At 46.8% G+C, this 26,930-nt stretch carries 25 protein-coding genes; 11 read left to right on the top strand and 14 right to left on the bottom strand.

Annotated features, from left to right (window positions below):
• Nucleotides 1-6: 6 nt before the first annotated feature.
• From H5647_RS09995 to H5647_RS09985, 3 genes are all read right to left on the bottom strand, one after another.
• A complete protein-coding gene (locus H5647_RS09995) occupies nucleotides 7-2,370 on the bottom strand; it encodes a GH36-type glycosyl hydrolase domain-containing protein (RefSeq protein ID WP_045858255.1) in 2,364 nt (787 codons plus the stop codon).
• 312 nt (nucleotides 2,371-2,682) lie between these two features.
• Nucleotides 2,683-4,326 (bottom strand): MFS transporter, encoded by a 1,644-nt coding sequence (locus tag H5647_RS09990; protein ID WP_045861275.1) that lies wholly within the window; start codon nucleotides 4,324-4,326, stop codon nucleotides 2,683-2,685.
• Between the two features lie 56 nt (nucleotides 4,327-4,382).
• A complete protein-coding gene (locus H5647_RS09985; RefSeq protein ID WP_045858246.1) occupies nucleotides 4,383-5,393 on the bottom strand; it encodes a LacI family DNA-binding transcriptional regulator in 1,011 nt (336 codons plus the stop codon).
• A gap of 246 nt (nucleotides 5,394-5,639) precedes the next feature.
• Between H5647_RS09985 and H5647_RS09980 the strand changes: the two genes are divergently transcribed.
• Nucleotides 5,640-6,188: a gluconokinase gene (locus H5647_RS09980; RefSeq protein WP_045858244.1), complete on the top strand. Its 549-nt coding sequence runs from the start codon at nucleotides 5,640-5,642 to the stop codon at nucleotides 6,186-6,188.
• Between the two features lie 100 nt (nucleotides 6,189-6,288).
• Here the strand turns inward: H5647_RS09980 and H5647_RS09975 are convergent, their stop codons facing one another.
• The 3 genes from H5647_RS09975 to H5647_RS09965 form a co-directional block, all read right to left on the bottom strand.
• Nucleotides 6,289-7,542, bottom strand: a complete 1,254-nt coding sequence (locus H5647_RS09975; protein ID WP_045861274.1) for a valine--pyruvate transaminase — start codon at nucleotides 7,540-7,542, stop codon at nucleotides 6,289-6,291.
• A gap of 239 nt (nucleotides 7,543-7,781) precedes the next feature.
• Nucleotides 7,782-8,147, bottom strand: a complete 366-nt coding sequence (locus H5647_RS09970) for a response regulator (RefSeq protein WP_045858242.1) — start codon at nucleotides 8,145-8,147, stop codon at nucleotides 7,782-7,784.
• A 172-nt stretch (nucleotides 8,148-8,319) separates the two neighbouring features.
• Complete coding sequence (locus H5647_RS09965) at nucleotides 8,320-9,603, bottom strand: YihY family inner membrane protein (protein WP_052692265.1); 1,284 nt, start codon at nucleotides 9,601-9,603, stop codon at nucleotides 8,320-8,322.
• An 86-nt stretch (nucleotides 9,604-9,689) separates the two neighbouring features.
• On the opposite strand from H5647_RS09965, the gene arsC reads away from it, so the two are divergent.
• From arsC to H5647_RS09940, 5 genes are all read left to right on the top strand, one after another.
• Entirely contained in the window at nucleotides 9,690-10,046 is a 357-nt protein-coding gene (gene arsC, locus H5647_RS09960; RefSeq protein WP_045858238.1) for an arsenate reductase (glutaredoxin), read from the top strand.
• A 7-nt stretch (nucleotides 10,047-10,053) separates the two neighbouring features.
• Entirely contained in the window at nucleotides 10,054-10,647 is a 594-nt protein-coding gene (gene wrbA / locus H5647_RS09955) for an NAD(P)H:quinone oxidoreductase (RefSeq protein WP_045858236.1), read from the top strand.
• A gap of 53 nt (nucleotides 10,648-10,700) precedes the next feature.
• Nucleotides 10,701-11,081: a DUF2069 domain-containing protein gene (locus H5647_RS09950; protein WP_045858234.1), complete on the top strand. Its 381-nt coding sequence runs from the start codon at nucleotides 10,701-10,703 to the stop codon at nucleotides 11,079-11,081.
• A gap of 13 nt (nucleotides 11,082-11,094) precedes the next feature.
• Nucleotides 11,095-12,963, top strand: a complete 1,869-nt coding sequence (gene sppA / locus H5647_RS09945; RefSeq protein ID WP_045858232.1) for a signal peptide peptidase SppA — start codon at nucleotides 11,095-11,097, stop codon at nucleotides 12,961-12,963.
• A 94-nt stretch (nucleotides 12,964-13,057) separates the two neighbouring features.
• Nucleotides 13,058-13,498: a hypothetical protein gene (locus tag H5647_RS09940; protein ID WP_052691984.1), complete on the top strand. Its 441-nt coding sequence runs from the start codon at nucleotides 13,058-13,060 to the stop codon at nucleotides 13,496-13,498.
• Between the two features lie 114 nt (nucleotides 13,499-13,612).
• On the opposite strand, the gene H5647_RS09935 is transcribed toward H5647_RS09940, so the two are convergent.
• On the bottom strand, nucleotides 13,613-13,750 hold the full coding sequence (locus H5647_RS09935; RefSeq protein WP_162926352.1) for a hypothetical protein: 138 nt from the start codon (nucleotides 13,748-13,750) through the stop codon (nucleotides 13,613-13,615).
• A gap of 378 nt (nucleotides 13,751-14,128) precedes the next feature.
• Here H5647_RS09935 and H5647_RS09930 point away from each other — a divergent pair, with 378 nt between their 5' ends.
• Nucleotides 14,129-16,168: a glycosyl hydrolase 53 family protein gene (locus H5647_RS09930; protein WP_082087021.1), complete on the top strand. Its 2,040-nt coding sequence runs from the start codon at nucleotides 14,129-14,131 to the stop codon at nucleotides 16,166-16,168.
• Nucleotides 16,169-16,335: 167 nt separating this feature from the next.
• Here H5647_RS09930 and hda read toward each other — a convergent pair whose 3' ends face one another.
• Complete coding sequence (gene hda / locus H5647_RS09925; protein ID WP_045858228.1) at nucleotides 16,336-17,049, bottom strand: DnaA regulatory inactivator Hda; 714 nt, start codon at nucleotides 17,047-17,049, stop codon at nucleotides 16,336-16,338.
• 76 nt (nucleotides 17,050-17,125) lie between these two features.
• Entirely contained in the window at nucleotides 17,126-18,274 is a 1,149-nt protein-coding gene (locus tag H5647_RS09920) for a DUF2066 domain-containing protein (protein WP_162926351.1), read from the bottom strand.
• Nucleotides 18,275-18,489: 215 nt separating this feature from the next.
• Between H5647_RS09920 and purM the strand changes: the two genes are divergently transcribed.
• Both purM and purN read left to right on the top strand, forming a co-directional pair.
• On the top strand, nucleotides 18,490-19,557 hold the full coding sequence (purM, locus tag H5647_RS09915; RefSeq protein ID WP_045858227.1) for a phosphoribosylformylglycinamidine cyclo-ligase: 1,068 nt from the start codon (nucleotides 18,490-18,492) through the stop codon (nucleotides 19,555-19,557).
• Nucleotides 19,558-19,582: 25 nt separating this feature from the next.
• Nucleotides 19,583-20,227, top strand: coding sequence for a phosphoribosylglycinamide formyltransferase (gene purN, locus H5647_RS09910; protein WP_045858225.1), 645 nt, complete (start codon nucleotides 19,583-19,585; stop codon nucleotides 20,225-20,227).
• A gap of 74 nt (nucleotides 20,228-20,301) precedes the next feature.
• On the opposite strand, the gene H5647_RS09905 is transcribed toward purN, so the two are convergent.
• A complete protein-coding gene (locus H5647_RS09905) occupies nucleotides 20,302-20,856 on the bottom strand; it encodes a TetR/AcrR family transcriptional regulator (protein ID WP_045858223.1) in 555 nt (184 codons plus the stop codon).
• A gap of 134 nt (nucleotides 20,857-20,990) precedes the next feature.
• Here H5647_RS09905 and H5647_RS09900 point away from each other — a divergent pair, with 134 nt between their 5' ends.
• Nucleotides 20,991-21,425 (top strand): VOC family protein, encoded by a 435-nt coding sequence (locus H5647_RS09900; protein WP_045858221.1) that lies wholly within the window; start codon nucleotides 20,991-20,993, stop codon nucleotides 21,423-21,425.
• Nucleotides 21,426-21,428: 3 nt separating this feature from the next.
• Nucleotides 21,429-22,334: a pyridoxamine 5'-phosphate oxidase family protein gene (locus tag H5647_RS09895; RefSeq protein WP_045858220.1), complete on the top strand. Its 906-nt coding sequence runs from the start codon at nucleotides 21,429-21,431 to the stop codon at nucleotides 22,332-22,334.
• A 40-nt stretch (nucleotides 22,335-22,374) separates the two neighbouring features.
• On the opposite strand, the gene H5647_RS22140 is transcribed toward H5647_RS09895, so the two are convergent.
• The 4 genes from H5647_RS22140 to H5647_RS09880 all read right to left on the bottom strand — a co-directional run bounded on the left by H5647_RS22140 (nucleotide 22,375) and on the right by H5647_RS09880 (nucleotide 26,836).
• Entirely contained in the window at nucleotides 22,375-22,581 is a 207-nt protein-coding gene (locus tag H5647_RS22140) for a hypothetical protein (RefSeq protein WP_045858218.1), read from the bottom strand.
• A gap of 58 nt (nucleotides 22,582-22,639) precedes the next feature.
• The gene (locus H5647_RS09890; RefSeq protein ID WP_045858216.1) at nucleotides 22,640-24,721 is read right to left on the bottom strand and encodes an EAL domain-containing protein; all 2,082 of its coding nucleotides are present in this window, start codon (nucleotides 24,719-24,721) and stop codon (nucleotides 22,640-22,642) included.
• Between the two features lie 167 nt (nucleotides 24,722-24,888).
• Nucleotides 24,889-25,236 carry a 4a-hydroxytetrahydrobiopterin dehydratase gene (locus H5647_RS09885; RefSeq protein WP_045858214.1) on the bottom strand — a complete coding sequence of 116 codons (348 nt, stop codon included), beginning with the start codon at nucleotides 25,234-25,236 and terminating at the stop codon, nucleotides 24,889-24,891.
• Between the two features lie 79 nt (nucleotides 25,237-25,315).
• Nucleotides 25,316-26,836 carry a fumarate hydratase gene (locus H5647_RS09880; RefSeq protein ID WP_045858212.1) on the bottom strand — a complete coding sequence of 507 codons (1,521 nt, stop codon included), beginning with the start codon at nucleotides 26,834-26,836 and terminating at the stop codon, nucleotides 25,316-25,318.
• Nucleotides 26,837-26,930: the final 94 nt, after the last annotated feature.

Below are 26,930 nucleotides of genomic sequence, written 5' to 3'. Positions count from 1 at the left end.
TACTCCCTATACCGCCGGTAGTAGTACTTCTACCTTATAAGAATCTCCCTCTACAATATTCGTAATGAGTGGTGTTTCCAGCGTTTCACCATTCACAAGTACCTTCATCTCTTTTAGGCCCTCAATACGCTGGTAGCTCACCGCAAAGGAGGCCCCACGAAACTCACGCACTACGCTAGCAGACGGCCAATCACTCGGCAGTAGCGGCTTAATGCCTAGACCTTCCGTACAGCCTTCTAAACCAAATAAGCCTTCCACCACCGAGCGGTATACCCAAGAAACCGTACCGGTATTAAACAGCTGACTTGAACGCCCCGCAGTACGTGGATGTTGGTAATAGGCGCCACGATAATAATTGGGGATGTAAACAGGTAACTGCCCTCTTTGACGTAAATCAGCGTCATCCGGCCCGGCGATCATCTTACGAATTACATCAAATGCGCGGTCACCATCGCCAATACAACACAAACTCCAGCCGTAGAATGCAGACGCATGACTGTAAATGGAGCCGTTTTCTGCGGCGCCTGGGTGCTTCTGTGTCACTCGCCCGACATCATCCCGCATTGCCGTATACGCCGGGGCTAGCATCATTACGCCATAAGGTGTATTGAGCTGTTCATCGATAGCCGTAAGTATTTTCGCAGATTGCGCTTCATCGGGTGTTCCTGCCATTAATGCCCAACTCTGAGGGTTCAGGAAAATACGGCCCTCTTCGTCCTTGGCAACACCAAATACCACACCATCATCGGTAATACCTCGACCATACCAATCGCCATCCCACATATGGGTGTTAACCGCGGTATTAATTGCTTTGGCCCCCGCTCTGAATTCATTGGCGGCTTCAGTTTCACCCACACGCTCACACACCTCAGCCCAAAGCTTTAGACCGTAAGCCGTTGCCACCGACAACCAGCCCGAAACGCCTTTACCTTTATAGCCCACCATATTCATAGGGTCGTTCCAATCGCCCTGCGCAATATAATTTAGACCTCGCTCGTCTCTGTCGTGTAGCAACCACCGCATGGCTAATGAAATCCGCTCAAACACGGTAAGTACCACATCACCTTTCCAATCTTTAACGGGCGTTTGTAAAAAGGCAATATCATCCGTTTCATTGAGGTACGCCTGCAAACATACCGGCAGCCAAACGCAGTGATCGGTGTGAGGAATTTGGTTGATATATTTCAATTCGGCGTCTTTTCGCAACAAAATGCCATCCGGCATAGCACCACTTTCTTCTTGCTGCGCTAATGCCCACAAAAAGGCTTTTTTGGTTACTTCCGGCGCGATGTAACTCATACCCATGCTGTCTTGGAGGTAATTGCGCGTTTGCGGATCGGTAGACAGGCGGTTTACATCACCATGATAAAACACCTGGCGAGGCAACCAATGATTAATGAAGTTATCGAAGTGTTTATCCGGTGTATCAACCGTAATAACACCCTTGCCTTTGGCCACGTAGGCGGCATATTCCGACTTCGTGGCGGTAAAATCAGTATCACTAAAATAACGATTGCGCGTCTCACTTGCTTCGGCTATGTCAAATGCAGGCGCCAATAAAAAGCGGTAATCTTCGCGGGCCTCATCCTCTAACGTTAAACGATATTGAAAGATTGCCGCTGGCGTTTCATAAAGTGCATCGCCGTTACCCAACTGCTCTGCCTGAATGCCCGAGGGATGGTGTATACCACCAACACCTTCAAAAATATCACGACAAGCCTCATAAGCCGTTGGTTTTCGTTCGTGAAGAAAAACAGTTTTGTCTTTAAGATTTTTGTTTTTAAAGTAATCATCAAGCTTTTGATACGGCGTTACGCAGGAGCCAACAATACCACCCAATGATTCGTTATATTGCGCAGACTGATTCATCCAGCTCATAAAACCAAACGGCACATAAGGGTATACGCTGATATTACGTGGACGCCCAGATTTATTCGTAACACTCAGTTTCCAAAGTTCAACAACATCGTTAGCAGGAATACTTAACTCCAACGCCACTTCAATACCTAAGTGCTCAACTCTCCAGCGAATATCATTTTTACCCACAGAAAACACAAAAACATCCGGTTGCACTTTAGACGGCTCAAACGGAGCCGAAAATATCTCGCCGGTTTCTTCATCTTTAATATAGAAAAAACGCCCAGGCGAATGTGCAAAGAATGGCTGTTCGGGCAACATAAAAATCTTACCTTCAACCATTGGCTGATAGGTGTATTTTGAAGGTTCCGGCTGCATAAACTGCGCAATGGCATAACCACGACAATTCACCTGAATCATCATTTTTTGATTCCACAGAAAGCCTGCAGAATTCGGCATGGCGGTCGGATCTAACAATTCGTAACGTTCACCGTTATCAGTAATATTTAACATTCAAAACTCCAACAAAAAGTTTCTAAAACAAATGAGTTGCCACCCAAGGGCAAACGCCAAAATATGTGCAGCCAATAAGAAGTGGCTGCACATAGCGCACCCGCTCTCACTCACAAAATTTCAATAGATATTTGTGTTTTTTACTTACGCAATTATGCTAATGAACGTACAGCCGAAAAGCTGTGCGTTGAGCTTACCTTTTACCTGGAACATTTACCCTCACGGCGAAAAGCGGTGAGGGCTTTAAAAGATGCATAACACAGCGTCAACGTTTGACGGCTATACAATAGACATGACTTCTAATTACTACCGTTAAGAGGCTGAGCCTTCTCGCTCTTCAAGCTCTTTCTGGATAGTTTCTAGCTGATCACCGGTTAAGGTATACAACCGCGTAACAAACACCGCTAGTAGCGCAAAGCAACCTGGTACCGCCGTTTGCAGCAATACAATACTAAATTGAGAAGCATCAGTTTGCGCCGCCTTAGCAGCATATCCAAATGCCGCCAGTACCCACAACATACCTGCAGAACCTAACGCACCTCCTAGCTTCTGAGAAAAAGTTGCAGCCGAGAAGGTCATTGCTGTGGCACGACGACCTGTCTTCCACTCGTTGTAGTCGGCGGTATCGGCATACATAGACCACGTTAATGGTGACTTAGGCCCAAGTGCCAAACTAATCAATATACACAGTATAAACATCGTAAAAATTTCACTAGGAAGCTCACCGCTGTCAACTTCAATCGTTTCTCCCGCGTCATTTACACCCATCACAACAACGCTCACCATCATATCTTCGTCAGAAGAGAAGCTAGCCGAAGCCGCTGTTTCACCTGCAATCGCGACACGATCGGTAAATATCCACCATGATTTTTTATGCTCTTGCCACTGGTACTGAATACCCTCAATGGACTCCACGTTTGTTAACGCCCCAGCCTGTAACGTAATAGATTCGCCGCCTTCAATACTGCGCACACCGTTAAGTTCTGGCTTACTGACAAACGAAAATAGAATAGAGAGGCTACCCACAATTAACATTAACAGCATTAACAACCGCGTTTTATCTAAATACTTGGTCATCAATGGTGCACAAGCAGCGCCAACGGCATAAGCGGCCATTTGAAGCCCTAAATACATACCAAGTAGATCGGGACGCTCCAAATAGTAAGTAAAATAATAATAGGCAGAACCCGCACGCATCGTAATTGTCATCATGATAATCATGGATAACGCGAATAAAATGAGCCAAGGACGATTAGCGATAAGATCTTTAATATCGTCAACTGGGTTTGTTTTTTGCCCCGCCGGTGGTGAAATTCGTTCTTTAGTGGTTAAAAACGTAACACCAAAAATAAGCGCTGCGGCAAGACCATATAAGGTCATGGTTAACTGCCAACCTTTAGCATCGTCACCATTACCCAGCGCGTTGACGAAATCCAATGTAAAGTAATTGACAAAAAATCCGGCCGAAAAGGCGAAGATAAAACGAATACTAATAAGGGACGTGCGCTCTTGGCTACGCGCGGTCATCACGCCGGACAATGCCGAGTAAGGTGTACTGAGCACCGTGTACATCATCATCATGAGCGTATAGGTTACGTAGGCGTATACAACCTTGCCCGACTCATTAAGGTCTGGTGTGCTAAACGTGAGAATTGCGGCGCCGGCCATAGGCAACCCAGCCCAAATAAGAAAGGGCCTAAACTTACCAAAACGAGTATTCGTTCGATCAGCAATGGCACCCATCACCGGATCAGTACACGCATCGATAACTTTTGTGGTTAGCAACATAGTGCCTGCGGCAGCCGCTGATATTCCAAATACATCGGTGTAAAATGCCGCTAGAAAAGATGCGATAGTTGTCCAATATAAATTAAAGCCAAAATCACCAAAACCATAACCCAATTTTTCTTTTAACGGTAACGTGGCCGTTCTATCGCCTGCAGTACTTGTTGTCACAACTAACCCCCAAAAATTAGTGTTGGACCAGGCCAAAGCCTAAATCCTTTTCATTATTATTTTTTATAACCCGTCGATTCTCTCATCATAATTTGATAGCCAGAATCGACAATTTTATTGTGTTGCTCTGCCGCAGAATTGTCGTCATCAGATAATACACGTAACGCCATCTGCGCGGCTGTTACCCCCATATCATATCGAGGTACGCGCACGCTGGATAACGGCGGGTTCACCAGCGCAGATGCCTCAATATCATTAAATCCACAGATAGCCATTTTATCGGGAACCGAAATATACATTCGTTGGCATTCAAACAGTGTGCCCAAGGCTAAATCATCGTTTACACAAAAAACCGCGTTGCATTCGCCTTCAGATTTAGCCATGAGGCTGGTAAATAGCTCCCCCCCCATTGCAATAGACGAAGGCCTAGGTGTGGTCATCACCCAGTCATCGTTAAACAAACCCTGTGCTTCCATGGCATTGCGGTACCCTTGTAATCGCTGCTGCGCGCGCGAGTCCATGCGAGCCCCCAGAAAACCGAGTTTGGTATAACCTGCAGCCACGATTTTAGACACAACCTCAAATGCTGCTTCGCGGTGAGAAAAGCCTACATTCATATCGATGGGCTCATCCACCGATTCCATTATTTGAACAATAGGAATACCCGCACCTAGCAACATGTTACGCGTAAGCTCGGTTTGATTGCCCCCTGTAATAATCATTGCTTCAGGTGACTGACCCAGTAGCGTACGCACCATACGCTCTTCTTCTAAAGGTGAATAATGACTGTCGGCCAATACCACGTGGTAACCCGTAGGCCCCGTAACTTCGTATATACCTTTCAGTACGTCATTAAAAACACTGTTAGACAAAGACGGGATTACAACGCCAATAACACCTGAGCGTGATGAGGCTAATGCACTCGCCGAATGATTCGGAATGTAGCCCAGTGAATCTATGGCACTGAACACTTTTTGCTTAACTACAGCGGAGACTTTCTCTGGGCGATTAATTACCCGTGACACCGTGATTGCGCTAACACCAGCCAGTTCGGCGACGTCTGACATTGTTACGCGTCTTTTTACTGATTTAGTGTTCACCCGCTTCCCTTAAAAACTAGAGTTTTGAGGCCATACGTTCTAAACTCCGCCACCGCTAACCCTGTCAGAGTATCCGCGCAGAACCTTAGCACAACAATAATGACAGCGCTATCATTCTAAAGTAGAGGCGCTAGAGTGGAACTTTCGAACCAAACATTACACCATAAGCAACACTCCACTTAACAATTGGGCACCCGCGCACACGGCAACAATATGAATGATAGCGATCAAACCCCCCTGCTTTCACACCTGTCTAGCACGCCATTAATGGTGATTGTAATGGGCGTTTCGGGGTGCGGAAAAACGACCGTCGCACAATCGCTAGCAAGCCAATTGGGAATCCAAAGCCTAGATGCCGACGATTTCCACAGCGAGACCAATAAAGCTCATATGGCTAGCGGCTTGCCGCTAACAGACGATATGCGACTACCCTGGGTGAAAACATTACGCGCGCATTTGGAAGCGCTATCGCGCACCCACAAAAGCTGTACTCTTGCTTTTTCTGGGCTGCGCAAAGAGCATCGCGACCTACTCCGCATCTCGGAGGCAAATGTCCGTTTTTTACATTTACACGGCAGCAAAGAACTCATACTTGCTCGAATGAAGACTAGAGAAGACCATTTTATGCCGACCTCGCTACTCGACAGCCAGTTCGCCGCACTCGAAGCACCCAACGAACACGATATTATCCCGCTTGATATAGACCAGCCCCTTAATCAACTCGTTGAAAATGCGTTAATTCAACTGAAGCAAAGCCTCTAATCACCGTAAGCACATAAAGTCTTCCCCGATGCTCCCCGTTTCGAACGCAGCATGCCGTCCTAAACTTACGGTTCAATTAACTCAGAAAAACAGACGAAGACTAACGGTAACGACAACGGTGTAATTCATCCGCAAGAATAATCAATGCCTCTGTCATAACGGCTTCGCTTTGACAGAAGTTTAAGCGCAGGCATTGCCGGCTGTGCGGCCAGCCCTCTTCTAACCCAAAGAAAAAATGCTCCCCTGCCATTACTAGCACGTTTCGCTGTTTCAAATGCTGATAGAGTATTTCAGACGTAACCGTTAATGAGGGAAACCAAAGCCAGAGAAAAAAAGCGCCTTCCGAAGCATGGATTCGGTAGTCATGCCCTACGAGGTACCGGGCAATCAACTCCAACATCAGCTTTCGTTTTTGCTCGTAATAAGGCAATAACGTTTGCTGGCACAACGCATCAATATTGTCTTCCAGCAACAATTTGGTACCTAACATAGGCCCAAGATTACCATTCGCCAAACTGACAATGGTATTGGCACACACGAGCTTCTCAATGATAGCTTCGTGTGCGACCACTATACCCGTTCGCACCCCCGGCAAACCCAGCTTGGACAAACTCAATACAAATATTGTATTCGGCTGCCAAACATTATTAACCGGCTGGTACAAAATCCCGGGGAAAGGAGCTCCATAGGCACAATCGACAATCAACGGCACGTTATGCTCACAACTTAACGCATTAAGACGCTGCATTTCCTCATCGGTCAAAACATTACCCGTGGGGTTTGTAGGCCGTGATACACACAATGCCGCTATATCCTCCTTGATGGTCAACGCATTAAAATCGATTTTATATTTAAAACGGTGGTCACCGAGTAATTCAATCTCGGGACGAAAGCTCTTGAACATATCGGGTGACAGGGCTTGATCTCGATACCCCAAATACTCGGGTACTAGCGGCAAATAGATCTTCCGCTCACAATCTTCCGTATCGCGCCCCGCCAACAAATTAAACAACAGAAAAAAGGCCGACTGGCTGCCATTGGTAATGGCTAAATTTCGCTCTGTAATCGCCCAACCCTGTGTTTTTTGCAGGTACTTAGCCAACGCGGCTATAAAAGTTTCATTACCTTGTGGCGACTGGTAAACCCCTAATAATTTATTAACCTGCTGCGGGTCCGATACAATTGCTTGTAGATGCGCCGCTAATCGCCGCTCCACCGCTGGAATAGCGGCTGGGTTTCCACCCCCTAAAAAAAGCATATTCGGGTTTACATTCAGAGCGTCGCCCAAGTCTTCCATTAAGCTCACGATACCGGCGTCACGACCAAGCTGCTGTCCAATGTTAGAAAGTTTCATATCGGTAATAATCAAATAGTGGTTAGTGAGTGTTCTGCAGTGAACGCACACCACAACGTTAGAGAGGCTCTTTATTTGGAGGGCAAGTTTAACAGCAATTGAAAACCTGTTTGTGCGCCACTTTGGGTGTAGCGCAACGCAAACGTAACTGATTAGAACGTTTCTAATGCAATAGAACGGCCCGAAAAGGGCATCAATGAAGTGGCTGGGTTACAAATGGTGCAGTCGAGAACCTGCGGCTACAGTAAGCCAAAGGTTTCCAATACTGAGTGAAGTTTTTCTTTGCTGACGGGCTTTTTGATAAAATCGAGCGCTCCCAAGGCGCGAACGCGCTCACGGGCTTCGGGCTGAATATCACCCGAAATAACAATAATCACGCTTTTTAAGTCTTCCTTTTTCACGGTCTCGAGCACACCAAACCCGTCCATTTCGGGCATTGTGAGGTCAAGAAACACCATTTCACCTTTGCCTTCACGAATCACTTTCATTGCCTCAACGCCATTGCCCGCAAACGTGACATCCACGTCCCAGTGCTCGGGCAATGAACGTGCAACCTGCTTACGCGCCATATTGGAGTCGTCGCATATCAGTAAAGGGATAGCCATAAGATTTTGCGAATAATCGCCTCGGAGCAAGATTTCTTTTGATTATAGACAGCTGTGCTGCAAACGCTTAGAAACAAGCGTAATGAGCGATAATTCATGCCATTCAAAGGTGCGAACAGACAGCTTCCACTTTGACACTCATAACGCACAGCCAATACTCGTGCAGCCGCCGCTAGCGCTCTTGAGAAAAGAGTGTCTCAAGCGGAATGGCGTACGTTTGACGTGCGTTTTCACCGATCTGGGCCTGACGCGCTAAAAAGTCACGCAACCAGGGCTCAGGGCTGGGAATGTTATCGTTATCGGCCAATTGTTCATTCACCGGTAACCGCACCATCTCTGCCACATCCCATAAGCTGGCCTGTTTAAGGTCACGACTGAGAACATAATCTCCCGAGTCCGTCACCACTATCCAACGAAACTCCACCAGTAACGACCGTAATCGCTGCCAATGTACGAGCCCTAAGCCCAAATTCACACAATCCTTATCGCCCACGGTAGCCCCGGACCGCAATTTATCTCTGAACAGCGCCAAACAACGCAATACCGCGAGCATATCGGAATAACGCAGCACCCGAGAGGCATAACTGTGCTCGGCTAACGTACGCACAAATACGGCGCCACCCAAAATAATGGTCCAAAGAAAGTTAATCCATAGAAGAAATAGTGGCACCACCGCAAACGCGCCGTAAATCAGTTTAAAACTGGAATTCGCCACCAAATATCCAAACAGGTTTTTAAGTAGCTCAAACAGTATTGCAGTTAAAATACCGCCGATAAGGCCAAAACGGAAAGGAACGCGACAATTAGGCACCGCCACGAACAAAAGGGTAAAGGCCACACTGGTCATCAGCCACGGTAATAATTGGACGATGGTCGATGTAAGCCCCCACTCATTCAGCTCAGTGACTATTAGCTTTAACGAAAGTAAGTACGTACTTACAACAAAGCCCGCACCCAGCAATAAAGGGCCAATACTCAGAATGGCCCAATAGAGCAGGTAGCCAAACAAGCCACTACGGCCCTGCCTAACACCCCAAATTGCGTTAAAGGTTTTCTCGATATTGCGCAGCATGAGGTACGCCGTAACCAACAGTATAACGACGCCCACCTTCGTTAAACTTCGAGCCTGCGACGAAAAATCAGCCAAATAATCGGTCACTTCGTTGCCAGTTTCCGGTAAAAAATGGGTAAAAATCATACCCTGAAGCTCTTCTGCCACCCCATCAAACGCAGGAATAATCGAAAACATGGCATACGTCACCGTCATTAAAGGCACAAGAGCGAACAGTGTCATGTAGGTTAAGGCCGCGGCACTCTTCTGACAGCCCTTATCAATAAACTCATGAGCCAACTCCGCAACAAAGCCCGTCATCGACGAGAGATACGCTCTCAGCCTCACGATGTGCGTTGTTTTGCCTGAGGGCTGTGCACGCTTGCTATTGGGTTTTCGACTCATTATTACGTACTTCATTAAATGAAAATTGGTGCCCATGGGCGACCACGTTTAGAATAGCCGTCTTTCCCTTAACAATAGCGATTCCCATGACCGACACCGTAACAATTTACCACAACCCTCGCTGCTCAAAATCTCGCCAAACACTGGCTTTAATTGAAGCGGCTGGGATTGCGCCAGAAGTGGTGCTCTATCTCGAAACGCCCCCCACGGCAACCGAACTACAATTGCTACTGAACACATTGGAAATGAGCCCACGCGCACTTTTGCGTAAGGGCGAACAAGCCTATAAAGATTGCGCACTTTCGAATGGCGCATTAAGTGACGCCGAGATTATTGATTATATGGTGCAATACCCCAAACTAATCGAAAGACCAATAGTCACTAAAGCGGGCCGCGCCATACTCGGTCGTCCACCCGAAAATGTTAACACGCTCATAGGTTAAGCACACAATGCCTCAGCCCTATATTCTCGTTCTCTATTACAGCCGCCAAGGTGCCACCCGAGCGATGGCTCAGCTCATTGCCCGTGGCGTAGAAACCGCAGGGCTTGAAGCTCGTTTGCGGACCGTGCCTGCTATTTCGACCGTATGCGAAACGACCGAAGATGATATCCCGACAGAAGGCGATTTATACTGCAATGAAAATGATTTAAAAGACTGCGCAGGTCTAATACTGGGAAGCCCTACTCGTTTTGGCAATATGGCTGCACCCCTAAAATATTTTATCGATAACACTTCTAGCCTTTGGCTAAACGGTGATTTAATAGGCAAGCCCGCCGCAATGTTCACCTCTACAAGCTCTATGCACGGGGGCCAAGAATCCACCTTGCTCTCTATGATGCTACCCCTGCTACACCAAGGCATGGTCATTGCCGGAATACCCTATAGTCAACAAGCACTGCACGAGACCAAAACGGGTGGAACCCCCTATGGCGCAAGCCATGTAAGCGGAACACAGCATGACCAAAACATGAGTGATGATGAGCAACAATTGTGTAAATTTTTAGGCAAGCGTGTAGCAAACCTTGCACAACGTCTCGCTTAACGCTTTTTTGTTGCCTCCTATTTAACACCAACCTTTATGAGTTACCTTTACACATGTCAACAAAGCCAGTAGCCCCCATCGCTCACTTAGAACAGAAAGTTTTTTACAGTGTACTCGCCACAGCCGTATGTGTTGCTGGGCTTATACTGCTATTCATTGGTTGGCACTTAAGCCGTAATAGTGGCCCAAACTGGGTGGTATTATTGGCGCAATCTGTCCCCGTATTATTACTATTGCCCGGCCTCTGGCAAAAATATTACCGCAGCTATAGCTGGCTCTGTTTTTTAATGCTGGTGTATTTTGTTAAAGCCGTCGACGGTGCCTTCACCTCTACCGCCAACTGGACCGACGGCGTTTTTGTTTTTTTAACCTCGTCACTATTTATTTCTGCAATGCTCGCAGCACGCTGGCTGCAACGCATGCAAAAACGTTAGGGATTAACTGCATATGTTTAAAATTATTGGTTTTATTTGGGATAAGTTTTGGCGTTTAATTACCGGCGTTCGAACGGCGTTATTAAATGTTATCTTTCTTGCTATCGTCATTTCAATTATTGCTAGCCTATCGTCGGCGCCTAGCTACGATATCCCCAGCAGTACAGCACTGTATATTGCACCGGAAGGCTACCTAGTTGACCAAAGAACCTATAATCCCACACCAGCCGATTTGATGTTTGGTGCCGGCGATCAAATAGCCGAAACCCCGCTCCAAGAATTAATCGATTCTATTATAGAGGCCTCGCTTGATGCGCGCATTACCGCACTAGTGATGAACCTTAATCATTTCAATGGTGGCGGCATTAGCAAGATGGAAGAGTTAGGGCAAGCGCTCGATGCTTTCAAAGCTACCGGAAAACCTATTTACACCTATGCCGACAACTATTCGCAACAACAATACTTTCTAGCCAGCTATGCCGACACCTTATTTATGAACGATATGGGGAACGTACTGATGACAGGCTTTGGTACTTTTCGAAACTATTACAAAGATGCCGCCGACACCCTCGCCATTAAGTTCCACGTGTTTCGCGTAGGCGATTACAAAGACGCGGTTGAACCCTTTATGCGCAACTCTATGTCGGACGCTTCTCGCGAGCACAACAGCCGCTGGATTAACGAGCTGTGGCAACGTTACGTTACTATCGTCAGCCATAATCGAGAAATTCCAGCCGAGCAGATCAACGCCTTTATTGCCTCTATTTCAGACAGTGACGCTGCGCAAAAAGACCCCTTATCCAACATTGCACAAAATCTACAATTGGTAGACGTCATTGATTCTCGTAACGGTATTAATGACGCGTTAATTGAACTCTTAGGAAAAGAAGAAGACGGCGAAAGCTTTAACGCCATAAGCCTAGAGCATTACCGTCGATCCGCGACACCAACTCTACATTCAGATAGCCCTAACATTGGCCTCATAGTCGCCACCGGAACCATTGTTGATGGCTACCAAGATGTGGATATGATTGGCGGTGATAGCCTCAGCGATTTAATAGCGCAAGCGCGAAATGACGAGACCCTAAAGGCTCTTATTATTCGCGTTAACAGTGGTGGTGGCAGTGCCTTTGCCTCTGAAGTTATTCGTAAAGAAATTTTAACTGCGCGCGACAATGACCTGCCCATTTATATTTCCATGGGTAGTATGGCGGCCTCTGGCGGCTATTGGATTTCAACAGCCGCCAATGAAATTTGGTCCACCCCAGCCACGCTTACGGGCTCTATTGGTGTCTGGGGATTAGTACCAAACTTATCCAACGCACTGACCAATATGGGGATACATTCGGACGGCGTTGGTACAACACCGTTATCCGATTTATACAATATTGATAGAGCGCTCTCTACGCCGGCAAAAAATCTTATTCAAAACGGCGTCAATGATGTGTACGCCCGCTTTTTAAACATCGTTGCAGAAGCGCGAGATAGCGACCCCACAAGTGTAAATGAAATAGCCGGTGGACGTGTATGGACGGGCGAAACAGCAAAATCTCTCGGGCTTGTCGATAACCTGGGCAGCCTCTCCGATCTCCTTGCCCACATCGCTAACGTGCACGCACTAGACACTTATCAGGTTAAAAAAATTGAAGCGCCACTTTCAACGTCTGAAAAAATTATGCAACAACTCATGAAGCAAGTTAGCCTAAGCGTTGACGGTGCCCTCTTGTCCAATTCACTCCAGAGCCTCGATATGCTGAACACCCTTGGCGGACATCACGCGAATACGCTCGTTAAGGCTTTTTCACAGTATGTAAAACCTGCACTTCAGGACGGCACGCAACCGGCAGTAATGGCCCATTGCCTTGAGTGTTACGCGCCCTAATAAAATCAAGCGTTTACTCGTTACCGAATAGTTTTAATTCTTTCTTTTAAATAAGCCGGTGTTTAAACCGGCTTTAACATAAAACGAAAACGCTATGCTTTCATTTGAAACACTCGATTTAATTGCCGATAGCTATACACCGCTTTTACTACTCGGTGTCCTCGTTACCCTTCTACGCCACGCAATAGCAAAACACTGGCGACACGTCTCATTGCTGAGCGTTCTATTTCTAAGCGCCATTGTCATCACCTATGGTTTAATGTTTTTGGATAAGCATTTTTCGCTATGGGCATTAGCACAAGGGGACTACAGCACGCACACCGCAGCAGCCACAACGCTCACCGGAATTTTATGTTTTGCTTGGCCTCACATTAAAATACCTTTCGTTGCACTTTTACTCTGCTACTTTGCGCTAATGCTATACCAGCAATACCATTCACTATTCGACATATTTAGCACAGCGTTAATTGTTAGCTTACTGCTACTTGGCACCGTTAGGCCCCACTCTCACTTTAAGCGTGCCAGCTCTCCCTAAGTTATCGACGAAAATGACGTTTCAGGTTCTCGCCACATTACTCTCAATGTTACGCAACGATTACGTCGGCAAACATACTCTTTTGCAACACCCCCCTTATTGTAGCTTCTCCTTCTAACCACCCCATTCTTCCGTCTCATTATTCAAACAGCACAAGGCAACCTCCATCACTTCACTCCCACGAACCATCGTTTTTACGTCATAGTGTAGCCACAAGCCACTCGTAACCTTCGCTTTAAATCGAAAATTCATATTCCCCTCACTCCCCCGTATAAAACACTTAACCCTTAACAAACGGGTATGACATATTCCTTCACCTTCATTATTACAAGGCCGCATCGCCCGCAACACGGAGCCTTTCGACCCTTTAAAACAAGGTAAATTTTGCGCGAATCGATTTACCTTGATAGTTTTTTTTGGGTACGTTTTATGGGGCAAAATTTACCTTGGAGCAACTGCCTGCAATTGATTGAAAACGCAACATCGCTCACCTATAGTGATCTTACAATACATATTTATAATATATATTGCGGAAAGCCGAGGCGATGCACGCAGGGTTAAAACGGCAGTACCAGGCGTGGTATTTCGGTTCAAGTTTGAAAATAAAACCTTTAAAGGAAAACTGAACCAATGATTTTTAAAAACACCCTAATCCATCCAAAGGGACAAGCAACACTACTAGGATGTTTAACTTTTCTACTTTCAATAATGCTGTTCACCACAAACGCAACAGCACAAAACCTGGCCAACAATCCAGACTTTGAAAATGGTACTAACAGCTGGAGCGTGTCAGGAACGTCTTCTGCCATGCTCTTAGAATCTGACGGTAGAAGTGGAAACCGTCTAACCCACTATTCATCCAGCAATAACTACAATGTAAACACCTATCAAACCCTTACAGGTTTAACGGCTGGCACCTACGCATTATCCGTTTATTCCGTAGGCGGAGATTCAAGCGATGCTTACATTTACGCTGAAAACTGCGGCAGCAATAATGTTCGTGTAGATGTACCCGCAATTTCGTGGGGAAATTGGACGCAAATTACGCTAAACAATATTGACGTTATCGGCAGCAGTTGCACCATTGGCATGGCAACAGACAATACTGAATGGACGAGCTTTGATGATGTATCTTTTGTTCTCGTATCCGCCGCCACCAACCCAACACCGGTGCCCACACCAACACCAACGGCTCAACCAACATCAACACCCACTCCAACACCTACACCTTCCCCCACAGATGAGCCTGGCACCGGAACACAAAATATTACAGTACGCGCTAGCGGCACAGATGGCAGTGAATCAATCACACTGAGTGTTGGCGACAATAACGTTCAGACGTGGACATTAAGCGCAAGCATGCAAGACTACACGGCATCCACTAGCGCTTCGGGTGATATTGAAGTGGCCTTTACCAATGACGCCAGCGGTTTAGATGTACAAGTGGATTACATCATCGTGAACGGTGAAACGCGTCAAGCAGAAGACATGGCCGAAAACACTGGCCTTTGGGATGAAACCTGCGGCGGCGGCGCTTACTCAGAAATAATGCATTGCAACGGCGCTATTAATTTTGGCGCAACTAGCGGCAATAGTGGCGGTACTAACCCCACACCAACGCCAGCCCCAACCTCTGGGCCCACATCAACACCCACACCTACGCCACAACCTACCCAAGAACCCAATACGGATTCTGCCGTTGGCATTTTAGCCAGCCATGGTTTTAATTACGCCCGCATTCGTATTTTGGTAAACCCTCCAGGCAATTACGGTTTACATCAAGATCTTGATTACGTTATTGCAATGGCACAAGAAGCGAAAGCCAATGGCATGAAGATACTACTCGACTTCTTCTATTCCGATTGGTGGGCAGATCCAGGACAAAACTACGCACCTGACGCGTGGGCCAACATGAACATTGGTACGCTGGAAAGTACACTCTACAATTACACTCGCGATACGCTAACCTCTATGCAAAATGCAGGTGTTCTTCCCGACATGGTACAGGTGGGTAACGAAGTAAACCCAGGAATGTGTTGGGATCTTGGTAGAATTGAAACCAACGGTTGGGGCAACTTTGTGCGCTTAACTAACTCAGGTTACGATGCAGTTAAAAGCATTGGTAATATTCCCGTTATTATTCAATATGCAGGCCAAGGATCAGAAGCGACCTCTTGGTATTCAAGCTATTCGAATAACGGCGGTAAAATGGATGCACAGGGCCTATCATTTTACGAGATGTGGCACGGCGGCATTAATACGGCCGTCTCTACCATTAATACGCTACACAACACCTACGGACAAGATGTTTACCTTGTTGAAACTGCAGCGTACTGGACACGCAGCGATGCCAACGAAAGCACCTCGTACACCCACTCTAAGCAAGGTCAGTACGATTTCTTATACGACCTTACCAATGCCGTAGAAAACCTGAATGGCTTCAAAGGTATTTTCTATTGGGGTGCAACGTGGAGCCAGGCTAGCCGTTGGTTGAGCGCGCCAGACTGGTCGAATGACGACGCAGGAACACGCAGCTTGTTCGATGACAATGCACAGCTAACACCTGCCGCCAATGCCATAATGGATGCCGGAGGTCTTCCGGTAATGGGCGTAGATGTATCTGAAGCACACTACGCTGAATCGCGCGGCGTTCAATATAAAGACTTGTAAAACCGTGTAATGTTCTAACTAAAAAGCCCCGCCAATACTCGTATTAGCGGGGCTTTTTTATATAGACATTTTTTTAAAACCGTTTTCTTACGGCATTTTATTCACTGTAGCGACGTCACCGTTACCTTAAGAGTAAACCCATTCTCGGCACGTGCAATATTAGCGCATCAAACACCTAATACTGCTTTCACAAATGGAATGGTTAGCTTTCGCTGCTCCTGTAAAGACGCATCGTCCAAGCGATTTAGCAAATGAAACAAGTCCACCATATCACGCGAAGCACGGTTTAAAATAAAGTTAGCAACTTCTTCAGGCAATTCCATTCCACGCGCCGCTGCACGCAAACGTAATACCTCCTTTTTACCCTCGTCATTTAAACTTTCTATCTGATACACCTCGCACCCCAGTAATCGGGATTTTAAATCCGCTAGCGCGATAGGCAAGGTTGTCGGGCTCTCATGAGAAGATACTAGTAAAGATTTCCCCCCATCTCTCAACCGATTAAATAAATGGAAAAGATTTTTCTCCCACTGCGCATTGCCACAAATATGCTCAATACCATCCAAACAAACAATATCCATTTCTTCTAAACCATCACAAAGATGGGCAGCCTCGTAACCTCGAACATCTGCCATTGGTAAATACTGGACACGACGCTGATGCTCACCGGCAATATGGCAAGCCGCCTGCAATAAATGGGTAAGCCCAGAACCTCGCATACCCCAAACCATCAGTAGTTGCTGATCGGGGTCACCCGCTAAACACTTAAGCCTATGAATTGCCTGCGCAGTACGCTCACTCGCAACAAAATAATTATCGAACGTGGCATCATCTCGCAAAGAAACGCCAAGGCTCAACTGAACGGGAGAAGAACTACTCATACTTATTCAACACTTTAATTGACCTATAACACACAGGATACACTCAGGCATAACACCGCGACCGATGCCCTAAACGTTATTTCCAACGATAAAATAGAGGGTTTTCAGGAGAGCCTTTTGGTATTTGCTGCCATACGGGCACCTCACCGGCCCCTAATACACGCACGGGTTCTAACCGTCCGTCCAACACCAAGGCACTCATAAATTTTTCGGCACCCGCATCCGAGTCCAAATGCAACAACACCGTATCTTGGCGCACACCTGCGACAAATACACCCGCTACAGCCGCAACATTTTCAAGATAATCCAATGCCTTCCGATAATCACCAAAACTATTAACGCCGGACAATTGCAGCACCAAGGCTGGCACACTGCCCTCGCGGGAAAAAATGGCGTAACGCGCACCCAAATAATCTGCCAGAGGGTTGAGCGCGAAATAACCTAACTCAGCAGTCTCTAAGTTTCGACTGTCGTATACACGAGAGTCTCCTCGATGAAAAAATTGCCACGTTGCCAACAATTCACCACGCGATGTTGTGGAATATCGCCCTACCACGATGGCGTCCGCACTATAACGTTCTGAAGCCTCTAGAATAGCCGCTTCATCCAACCGCCATAACTGCTCAGCCGACAAGCTCATCATATCTTCTAAATCTAACAGGGGGTAACTTAACGGCAACCCTCTTTGAGCACTCGCCAACTCAAACCCCTCTAACACTTCGGGAGCTATGTCGGCATTTATAAACTGTTTGCCGTCCACAACATTATCTTCGACCAACCACACTAGCGTGGTTGGTCGATTGATAGGCCAATAGGGTAAATTATTGTCACGCAGCAATCGTTCTATGGCCGGCGCAGAAAAGGCGAGTGAAATTTGCTCGTTAAAGCCTTCCGCGATCAAGCCAACATCCATCACGGACGAGTACTGAAATTGTTCAACATAGGCAATGGCATTATCTTGCGCACGGCTAAGCGGTGCGTTATCAAGCACTAACTCGCTACCCGAAATTCTAACGACAACCTCGGCAAACCCCTGCTGGGCAGCCGCAATACGGTCAGCTTTTGATTGCGAGGCAACCGGTACGCTGGCGCTAAAAAAATCAACATTTGCCCCTGCCGTAGCGGCCGTAGCGAACAAAGACAGTGCTATCGTCATTTTCACTAGTGATTGCGCTACTCGCGTCCATTGCGCCTTCCATCCAACATTGTTTTCGGCTATTTTCACCCCAATCCTCTCTGCAGTTGGCTTCTCAGTTAGCGTTCCATCGGAACGAATAGCGAATTGTAACAACTTGCGCTGGTTCAAGCAGGCTAAGACCAACAAAAATCACGCTATGGTTTAATATTAAGGGTTGATCTGGCCCTGCCACTCCGCTGACGAAGCTGTTAGAATGCACGCCTCAAAAATACTGCCGTTTAACTGGATTGAACTCTACCGATATGACTCAACAAACGCCACCCCCAAGCGACGCCCCTCAATCACTCAGCTATAAAGACGCCGGTGTCGATATCGACGCAGGAAATGCGTTGGTCGAACGTATAAAAGGCGTCGCTAAACGCACCAAGCGCCCCGAAGTGATGGCGGGTCTCGGTGGTTTTGGCGCACTGTTTGAACTACCCAAAGGCTATAACGAACCCGTATTGGTCTCGGGCACGGATGGTGTTGGCACCAAGCTTAAGCTTGCCATGGATATGAAAAAGCACGATACCATCGGTATAGACTTAGTCGCCATGTGCGTTAACGACCTTATCGTCGGCGGCGCAGAGCCCCTATTCTTCCTTGATTACTACGCGACCGGTAAGCTCTCCGTCGATATTGCCGCGCAGGTAGTAGAAGGCATTGGTGACGGTTGCGCGCTCTCTGGCTGCTCACTTGTTGGTGGTGAAACCGCTGAAATGCCAGGCATGTATGAAGGCGAAGACTACGACTTAGCCGGTTTTTGTGTGGGTATTGTTGAAAAGTCGAAAATTCTCGATGGCAGTAAAGTTCAAGCAGGAGATGTACTTATTGGACTAGCGTCTAGTGGCCCGCATTCGAACGGCTATTCGCTCATCCGCAAAATTTTAGAGGTCAGCAACGCCGACCTCAGCACCGCCCTAGGCAATACCACCTTAGGTGACGCCTTACTTGAACCTACGCGTATATATGTGAAGTCATTACTCAACGTAATGAAGCAAATCGACATAAATGCACTTTGCCATATTACTGGCGGCGGCCTCACCGAAAATATCCCTCGCGTATTACCTGAAAGCGCAAAAGCCGTAATTGAATGCAGCCGCTGGCAATTCCCCGAAGTATTCGCTTGGCTAAAAGAAAAAGGTAACGTAGCAGCATTCGAGATGTACCGCACCTTTAATTGTGGTGTAGGTATGGTGGTCTGTGTTGCCGCCAACGATGCTGAACGTGCTCTCGAACTTCTTAAGGCCGAAGGTGAACAAGCATTCGTAATAGGCCAAATTGAAGCCGCCAAGGCGGGTGAAGAGCAAGTTCAACTGAACGATTTATAAGTACACTTTTTAAAGAGAATTGTTCGTGAACGCTACACACCCTTGCGCCCCCATTAATGTCGTTGTGCTTATTTCAGGCAGCGGCAGTAATTTACAAGCCATTATCGATGGACAAAATGACGGCACACTGAATATTAATATTCGAGCGGTCATTAGTAACAAAGCGGGCGTTAAAGGCTTAGATCGTGCGTGCGAACAGGGTATTACCGCGCAGGTACTCGACCACACACTGTTCAATACACGCGAAAGTTTTGACCTTGCTCTACGTGATGTCATTGATGCGCACGCCCCCCAACTTGTGGTACTAGCGGGTTTTATGCGCATTCTCACTCCGGCGTTCACGAATCACTATTTAGGCCGAATGCTCAATATCCACCCTTCCCTGCTCCCCAAATACCAAGGGTTACACACCCACCAGCGCGCCATTGACGCAGGCGACACAGAGCATGGCGTAACGGTACACTTCGTAACAGCCGAGCTCGATGGCGGGCCTACTGCAATACAGGCGCGTGTCCCCATTCTAAAAAACGATACAGCAGAAACACTGGCAAAACGCGTGCTCATTGAAGAACATCGCATTTACCCTTTAGCCGTTGGTCTATTTGCCGATGGCCGGTTATCCATGCGTAATGGTACAACCCTGCTAGACAATCAACCCGTGAACCTCTAACGAAAAACTGACAACAGCCTGCTGCAAACAACACTTCAAGCGTAGCCCTTACTTAATAGGGCCAGAAGCAACCTTTATTGCGCTAGCAGTGCTGCGGCAATCTCTTTACCTTTCTCTGCCGCACGCCTATCGCCCCGCATATGCGCTCCGACAATGGCACCGTCCATAATTAACAAGAGACTTTCGGCGAGTGAATCACGTTTCGTCGGCGACCGATCGGGAATAAACTCTTTTAATAGATGCTTAACGCTCTCCTTATGCCACGCAGCATAATCGTGAATAGCCTCCCCCGAAAACGTATATTCAGCACTGGCCTTGATAAAATAACAGCCATAAAAATCGTTCGACTGAAACCACGCATCCAAGGTATCAAACACTGCAAGCACCCGCACAGTCTCATCCTCCGAACGCATTAAGGTTTCTCGCAACATCAATATGATCTGTTCGTGCCTCTGACGTAACACCGCCAAAATCAATTCATCTTTACTGCGAAAGTGTTTATACAAGGTAGCCTTCGATACACCCGATTCCCGCAAAATCAAATCAATACCCGCAGCGTGGTAACCCAGTTCATTAAACAACTTGAACGCCGTATCAATTAATAGCGCCTTTCGTGGTTGCCCACCCATGCTCATACTCCTCAATATTTACCGAAAAGATTATAGAACAAAACCGTTGACATAGACAGATCTGTACACTAACCTTCTTCCGGTAGACAGACCTGTTCACTACTCCGTTATAAAAACAGCAAGGAACCAATGCAATGCCTTTACCTTCACCCACTCAAAACACCAATGTCAGCACCCATGGCCTCCATCATTTGGGGCTCACCGTTCCCAATATTCATAACACTGCTGATTTTTTTGAATCAGTCTTAGGCTATAAACGTGTCGGAGAAAAACCCGATTATCCCGCAATTTTTATTAGTGATGGCATTACTATGTTAACGCTATGGCAAGTACAAACCCCACAAAAAATGGTTCACTTTGATCGCAAGCAAAACGTGGGATTACACCATTTCGCTATAAAGGTTGGCGGTATTGATCAACTCGAAACCCTTCAGAAGGCCATAGAACATTATGACGGCGCCACATTAGAGTTTGCACCCGAAGCCTTAAATAGTTCACCCGTTACCCACATGATGGTAACGATCCCTGGCGGCTTGCGTGTCGAATTCATAGCACTACCAGAGGGCTAAGCCATGAGTAATTCCCCGTTTCACGCTGGAGAAACTGCCATACAATCGCGCTTAGGTGTGAAAGCCAAAATGGAGGCTATCGGTAAAAAAGTTATCCGAACAGTTATGCCGGAGCAACACCGTAGTTTTTATGAAAACCTTCCTATGATGTTTCTTGGCTCTGATGATTCTGCCCACAACATTTGGGCCACAGCGGTATACGGGGAATCGGGGTTTATACAATCGCCCGACCCAAAAAACCTACGATTATTTTTTAATTCGAACCCCTATGACCCACTACTAGAACACCTCCACCCGAATAAAAAATTAGGCATGCTAGGGTTAGAGTGGCCTACACGAAGACGCAATCGCGTCAACGGGCTAGTCGATTATGTGCAAAGAATGGGGGATACAATACGTTTAGACGTTAACATTCAGCAAAGTTTTGGTAATTGCCCCAAATACATACATCAGCAGTTACAGGAGATTATCACCGAGCCATCTGAATCTGTAGCGACCGATTTCACCGTGTTTGACGATAGCCTAAAAAGGGAATTAAGCCGTGCAGATACTTTTTTTATTGCCAGTGCCCATTCAGATTTTGATGTATCTCACAGAGGTGGGGCGCCAGGCTTCATTCTAATCGAAGACGATTACCACTTTGTTTTTCCCGACTATAGTGGAAACAACTTTTTCAACACCTTAGGGAATTTAAGCGAAGATGCAAGAACGGGAATTTTACTGGTTGACTTTAAAACGGGAAGCCATATTTACCTAACGGGCGAAGCAGAAATTTTGTGGGACGAAACGCCTTGGCCTACGGTGGAAAGAGCCGTACGTTTTCGCATAAAAGCAGGTAAAAAAGTGAGCTTTGCGTGCCCCTATAGAACAACTGATATCGTTATGTCTCCGTTCATCCCAGCGCTATAGTATTAATAACACCCCAGCTACGAGCGCAATAACGTCATCATTATTTGAGTTCTACTTTTTCTTTGCCGCAACGTGAACATTTGCAAAGGGTAACCAACTTACCTTTCTTAACATCGAATTGCTTTTCTTGTTTTATTATCCACTTATGAAAGCCGTGGCGACAAAGCGATTTCCCTTTATGTATTTCGGCCGGCTTCTTCCTTTTCAGTGGAACCACATTGTCAGAAATTTTTGTCGTCTCGGTCATAGTGAACTCTCAAAATATTGAAGAAAATGTCTATTTTATTATGATACTAAAGCCACCATTATGCGACGTAGTTTTGATCAAACATTGCTAGCCAACGTTCAAAAGCGTAGTTTTCACAAGGTTTAGCGCACCAATATCCTTGCATAACATGACAACCGAGTGACGTTAAACTATGCGCTTGCGATTCTGACTCAACCCCTTCCGCGACCAAAACAACACCGTAATGTTTGGCCATTTCAACAATACCTTTAGCCAGTTTGTTTTCTCGTTCGCTCTCATGAACAAAACGGGAAAAACTTTTATCGAGTTTTACAATATCAACTTGAAAACTGCGCATATAATGCAAAGATGCATCGGCCACCCCAAAATTATCCAGTGCTACGCGCACCTTTAATTTTTGTATAGCCGCTACAACGTCTTGTGTTGTTCGCTCATCCTCACCTAAAACGGATTGAGTAAGCTCAACAATCAAATGCTCGCTCGTTAACTGGTGCGCCTTCAGGGTAGCACGAATGGTATCGACAAGTTCTATCGTACGAAAATGAACACCAGACAAGTTAACCGACACAGGAATAACACGGCCTAACACCCGCAACCATTCGGCACTTTGTCTACAAGCGCAATCCAACACATAGAGATCGATAGATTGAATAAGGCCCGTCTCTTCGGCTAGCGCAATAAAGTCTTTCGGCAGCAAAATACCTTGCTCAGGGTGATGCCAACGCACTAAGGCCTCTGCTGCCACCAAACTACCCGCTTCTATGTCCACTTGCGGTTGATAATCAACTTTAATTTCATGCTTGCCAATTGCTTTTGCAAGTTGAGCTTGTGCTACCAATAACGCTGATGAACCCTGCTCCACGCTGGCAGTATAAATGGTTAGCTGGTTTTTACCGCCCGCCTTAGAGGCGTACATAGCGATATCAGCTTTTCGTTTTAACTCGGTCAGCTGCTTGCCGTTCTTAGGGTAAAGACTTGCGCCTATGCTAACGGTAATATGCATCGGCTTATCTCGAATTATTAGGTCATTATCCAAATCTACGCGTAAATTCTCGCCAATGGTTTGAATCATGGCGTCGCTGCCAATCCCTTCCATAAGCGCTACAAATTCATCGCCACCTAACCGGCACACGCGGTCTTCACCCCGAACACTGTCTTGTAAACGTCGTGCAAATTGCTGCAGAAGTTCGTCACCCACGTCATGGCCGTAGGTATCGTTTACCGCTTTGAAATCGTCGAGATCAATAAGCATAAGCGCAAATGACAAGCCTGAACGGTTCGCATGCGCTACCGCACGATAGAATTCTTCGCGCAGCAACGCTCGGTTGGGCAAACCCGTCAAGGCATCGTGAAGCGCTCGATACCGAAACGCGTCAGCAAGCTCTTCGAGTTCGCGCGTTCGTTGACGCACTTGTTTTTCTAAGTTTTGATCGCGTGCTTGAATTTGCTCGAGCATATCGTTAAAGCCCTGCGCCAATTCGCCCAATTCATCTCGCCCCGTAACAATCGCTCTTACACCGTAATCGCCCGTCGACTTTACGCCACGAGATAGAGCAATTAACCGGCGAATGGGCTGAGAGACAACTTTTTGTACAAACCAAGAAATAGCGGTCGCGATGAGTAGCGCAAGAACTGCCGCCATGGCGGAATACCCCATCATAAAGCCAATACGTTTTTGCACATCAGAACGGCTAACTACGGTGACTAATGTTGCGTACCGATTCCCCTCTAATGGGACTTTTGTGTAATGAACACTAACAGGAGCGTGATTATTCTGGGCCTGTACCAGCGTGTTGAGTTGCGTAGGAGAGGCTCGCTGGCCATTCTCGATACCTTTGAACTGGTGACTCGCATAGACCCTATCGGATGGGCCCACAACAGCGGCGGCGATAATGCCGTGCTCACTGATTGACGTTTTCAGTAGCTGCTCAACAAGTATTGGATAAGGCTCTCTAAGCGCAATCGCAAGATGATTGGCTAAGACGTTATTGTGAGTTTTTGTTTGTTCACTTTTTATACGGTTTACGAGCTGTAGATCTTGAATGACGAACGCAATCACCACACACAATATCGCTGCAGCGGCAGACAATACGGCCATTAATGTAAGCTTTGTCTTGAGTCTACTATCACTAATACGCATGAGGGCCACTTCACCTCGCCGCTTTCAACTATGCATTTTTCCTTTCAAATATACGTCCACGTGTACAAATCACTAATCTGTCACTAACTGAAGTATAGCGGTGAAGCACCAAGCGTGAGGGTGTGAATAGGCTGTTTTGGAATAAAATGAATCGGGCGACACCCGAGTTACAACGGGAGAGAATTAGTTTTTGCGGCCATTAGTACATCATTGCGGTGCAACCCACCTATTTTATGTGTCCACCAACGCACTGTCACCCTGCCCCACTCCACTAGCAAAGCAGGGTGGTGACCTTCGGCTTCAGCTAATTCACCTACGGCCTGAGCAAACGCCATTGCTTCACTAAAGTTGGCAAACAGAAAGGCTCGTTCAAGCTGCGCGATAGAATCTACCGTTATTATTTTCCACTGCGGCAAGGTCTTTTGTAATTCTGCGAGAGCGCCCTCACTGAGCCTTGGAGCATCCGCTCGACAAGCGTCGCAATGTTGCTCCTTTAACGGTATAGCATTAAGCATAAGGACGTTCCTTGTTGAAGCGATAATCAATGAAAGACACTCCCAGACACGCGAATACTCAACGGGCTGGGAGGCTACTCTATTGTAGGTTAAGTGCTTGCTCTTTGATTTTCGCTTGCCAGATTTTAGGCCCCGTTTGATGAACGGAAACACCTTCACTATCCACTGCGACAGTAACCGGCATATCCTTTACCTCAAACTCATAAATCGCTTCCATACCCAAATCTTCAAACGCGAGGACTTTCGCTCCCACAATAGCTTTAGAAACTAAGTACGCCGCGCCACCAACAGCCATTAAATAGACCGCTTTATTATCTTTAATTGCCTCGATGGCAACTGGGCCGCGCTCGGCCTTGCCGACCATTCCAATCAAACCGGTCTTTTCTAGTACCGTTCGGGTAAATTTATCCATTCGAGTGGCGGTAGTTGGGCCGGCAGGGCCTACAACTTCGTCACCAACGGGATCTACTGGGCCTACGTAATAAATAAATTTATTAGTGAAATCAACGGGCATTTCGTCGCCGTTTTCAATCATTTCCACCAACCGCTTATGCGCAGCATCTCGACCGGTCAACAATTTACCATTTAACAATAGTGTCTGACCCGGCTGCCACTGTGCAATTGCCTCAGGTGTTATGCTATCTAAATCTACTCGTTCTACACTATCGCCTACTTCCCAGCTCACTTCGGGCCAATCTTCTAGTGCCGGTGGTGTTTGCAATGCTGGACCTTCGCCCGTTAACGTAAAATGCGCGTGGCGCGTGGCGGCGCAATTCGGAATGAGCGCTATCGCCTTATTCGCCGCGTGTGTAGGAAAATCCTTAACTTTGACATCTAGCACCGTGGTAAGGCCACCTAAACCCTGTGCACCGATGCCTAGAGCGTTCACTTTATCCATCAACTCTAATCGTAATTCTTCAGCCCGATTACTCGCACCCTTCTCCCGTAAATCTTGGATGTTTACGGGGTCTAATAATGCTTCTTTCGCGAGTAGCATGGCTTTTTCTGCTGTCCCACCAATGCCAATACCCAGCATGCCAGGTGGACACCACCCCGCGCCCATTGTGGGTACGATATTAAGCACCCAATCAACAACAGAATCAGAAGGGTTTAGCATGGCAAATTTTGATTTTGCTTCAGAACCACCGCCTTTAGCTGCCACATGAATATCGATGGTGTTACCCGGCACCATTTTGTAATGAATAACCGCTGGCGTGTTATCCCCTGTATTTTTTCGAGCCCCGTCGGGATCAGAAAGGATAGAAGCCCGTAAGACATTATCCGGATTTTGATACGCTTCACGCACACCTTGATTAATAATCTCATCGAAACTCATACCACCTTCCACCTGAGTTTCCATACCTACATTCACAAAGGCCGTCACAATACCGGTGTCTTGACAGATAGGCCGATGCCCCTGCGCACACATGCGAGAGTTAATCAGAATTTGAGCCATAGCGTCTTTTGCCGCGGGGTTGGCCTCTCGCTGATATGCATCGTGTACGGCGTCGATAAAATCTTTAGGGTGATAATAAGAAATAAACTGCAAGGCATCTGCCACACTGGCAATGATGTCTTCCTGACGGATTACTGTAGTCATGGAGGGTTCCAGCTTGAAACGATTAAAAGGGGGCGCTCATAGAGCTAAGTGATAGGTATTTTACACCCTCTGAGTATTTTTTCAGAGAGTGGTA

Origin of the sequence: Teredinibacter purpureus (assembly GCF_014217335.1) — a bacterium.
In the GTDB taxonomy this organism is placed as follows: domain Bacteria; phylum Pseudomonadota; class Gammaproteobacteria; order Pseudomonadales; family Cellvibrionaceae; genus Teredinibacter; species Teredinibacter purpureus.
The sequence above is the reverse complement of the archived record's forward strand: the minus strand, read 5'-3'. Positions and strand labels throughout refer to the sequence as shown.

What these genes read in the sequence shown, in the direction of transcription:
- H5647_RS09935 (WP_162926352.1), bottom strand. Translation starts at nt 13,750, where the DNA reads ATGAATTTTCGATTTAAAGCGAAGGTTACGAGTGGCTTGTGGCTACAC.
- H5647_RS09995 (WP_045858255.1), bottom strand. Translation starts at nt 2,370, where the DNA reads ATGTTAAATATTACTGATAACGGTGAACGTTACGAATTGTTAGATCCG.
- H5647_RS09895 (WP_045858220.1), top strand. Translation starts at nt 21,429, where the DNA reads ATGAGTAATTCCCCGTTTCACGCTGGAGAAACTGCCATACAATCGCGC.
- H5647_RS09905 (WP_045858223.1), bottom strand. Translation starts at nt 20,856, where the DNA reads ATGGGTGGGCAACCACGAAAGGCGCTATTAATTGATACGGCGTTCAAG.
- H5647_RS09930 (WP_082087021.1), top strand. Translation starts at nt 14,129, where the DNA reads ATGATTTTTAAAAACACCCTAATCCATCCAAAGGGACAAGCAACACTA.
- wrbA (WP_045858236.1), top strand. Translation starts at nt 10,054, where the DNA reads ATGCCTCAGCCCTATATTCTCGTTCTCTATTACAGCCGCCAAGGTGCC.
- H5647_RS09970 (WP_045858242.1), bottom strand. Translation starts at nt 8,147, where the DNA reads ATGGCTATCCCTTTACTGATATGCGACGACTCCAATATGGCGCGTAAG.
- H5647_RS22140 (WP_045858218.1), bottom strand. Translation starts at nt 22,581, where the DNA reads ATGACCGAGACGACAAAAATTTCTGACAATGTGGTTCCACTGAAAAGG.
- H5647_RS09980 (WP_045858244.1), top strand. Translation starts at nt 5,640, where the DNA reads ATGAATGATAGCGATCAAACCCCCCTGCTTTCACACCTGTCTAGCACG.
- H5647_RS09890 (WP_045858216.1), bottom strand. Translation starts at nt 24,721, where the DNA reads ATGCGTATTAGTGATAGTAGACTCAAGACAAAGCTTACATTAATGGCC.
- H5647_RS09975 (WP_045861274.1), bottom strand. Translation starts at nt 7,542, where the DNA reads ATGAAACTTTCTAACATTGGACAGCAGCTTGGTCGTGACGCCGGTATC.
- H5647_RS09885 (WP_045858214.1), bottom strand. Translation starts at nt 25,236, where the DNA reads ATGCTTAATGCTATACCGTTAAAGGAGCAACATTGCGACGCTTGTCGA.
- H5647_RS09940 (WP_052691984.1), top strand. Translation starts at nt 13,058, where the DNA reads ATGCTTTCATTTGAAACACTCGATTTAATTGCCGATAGCTATACACCG.
- H5647_RS09950 (WP_045858234.1), top strand. Translation starts at nt 10,701, where the DNA reads ATGTCAACAAAGCCAGTAGCCCCCATCGCTCACTTAGAACAGAAAGTT.
- H5647_RS09985 (WP_045858246.1), bottom strand. Translation starts at nt 5,393, where the DNA reads ATGTCAGACGTCGCCGAACTGGCTGGTGTTAGCGCAATCACGGTGTCA.
- hda (WP_045858228.1), bottom strand. Translation starts at nt 17,049, where the DNA reads ATGAGTAGTTCTTCTCCCGTTCAGTTGAGCCTTGGCGTTTCTTTGCGA.
- H5647_RS09880 (WP_045858212.1), bottom strand. Translation starts at nt 26,836, where the DNA reads ATGACTACAGTAATCCGTCAGGAAGACATCATTGCCAGTGTGGCAGAT.
- purM (WP_045858227.1), top strand. Translation starts at nt 18,490, where the DNA reads ATGACTCAACAAACGCCACCCCCAAGCGACGCCCCTCAATCACTCAGC.
- sppA (WP_045858232.1), top strand. Translation starts at nt 11,095, where the DNA reads ATGTTTAAAATTATTGGTTTTATTTGGGATAAGTTTTGGCGTTTAATT.
- H5647_RS09965 (WP_052692265.1), bottom strand. Translation starts at nt 9,603, where the DNA reads ATGAGTCGAAAACCCAATAGCAAGCGTGCACAGCCCTCAGGCAAAACA.
- arsC (WP_045858238.1), top strand. Translation starts at nt 9,690, where the DNA reads ATGACCGACACCGTAACAATTTACCACAACCCTCGCTGCTCAAAATCT.
- H5647_RS09900 (WP_045858221.1), top strand. Translation starts at nt 20,991, where the DNA reads ATGCCTTTACCTTCACCCACTCAAAACACCAATGTCAGCACCCATGGC.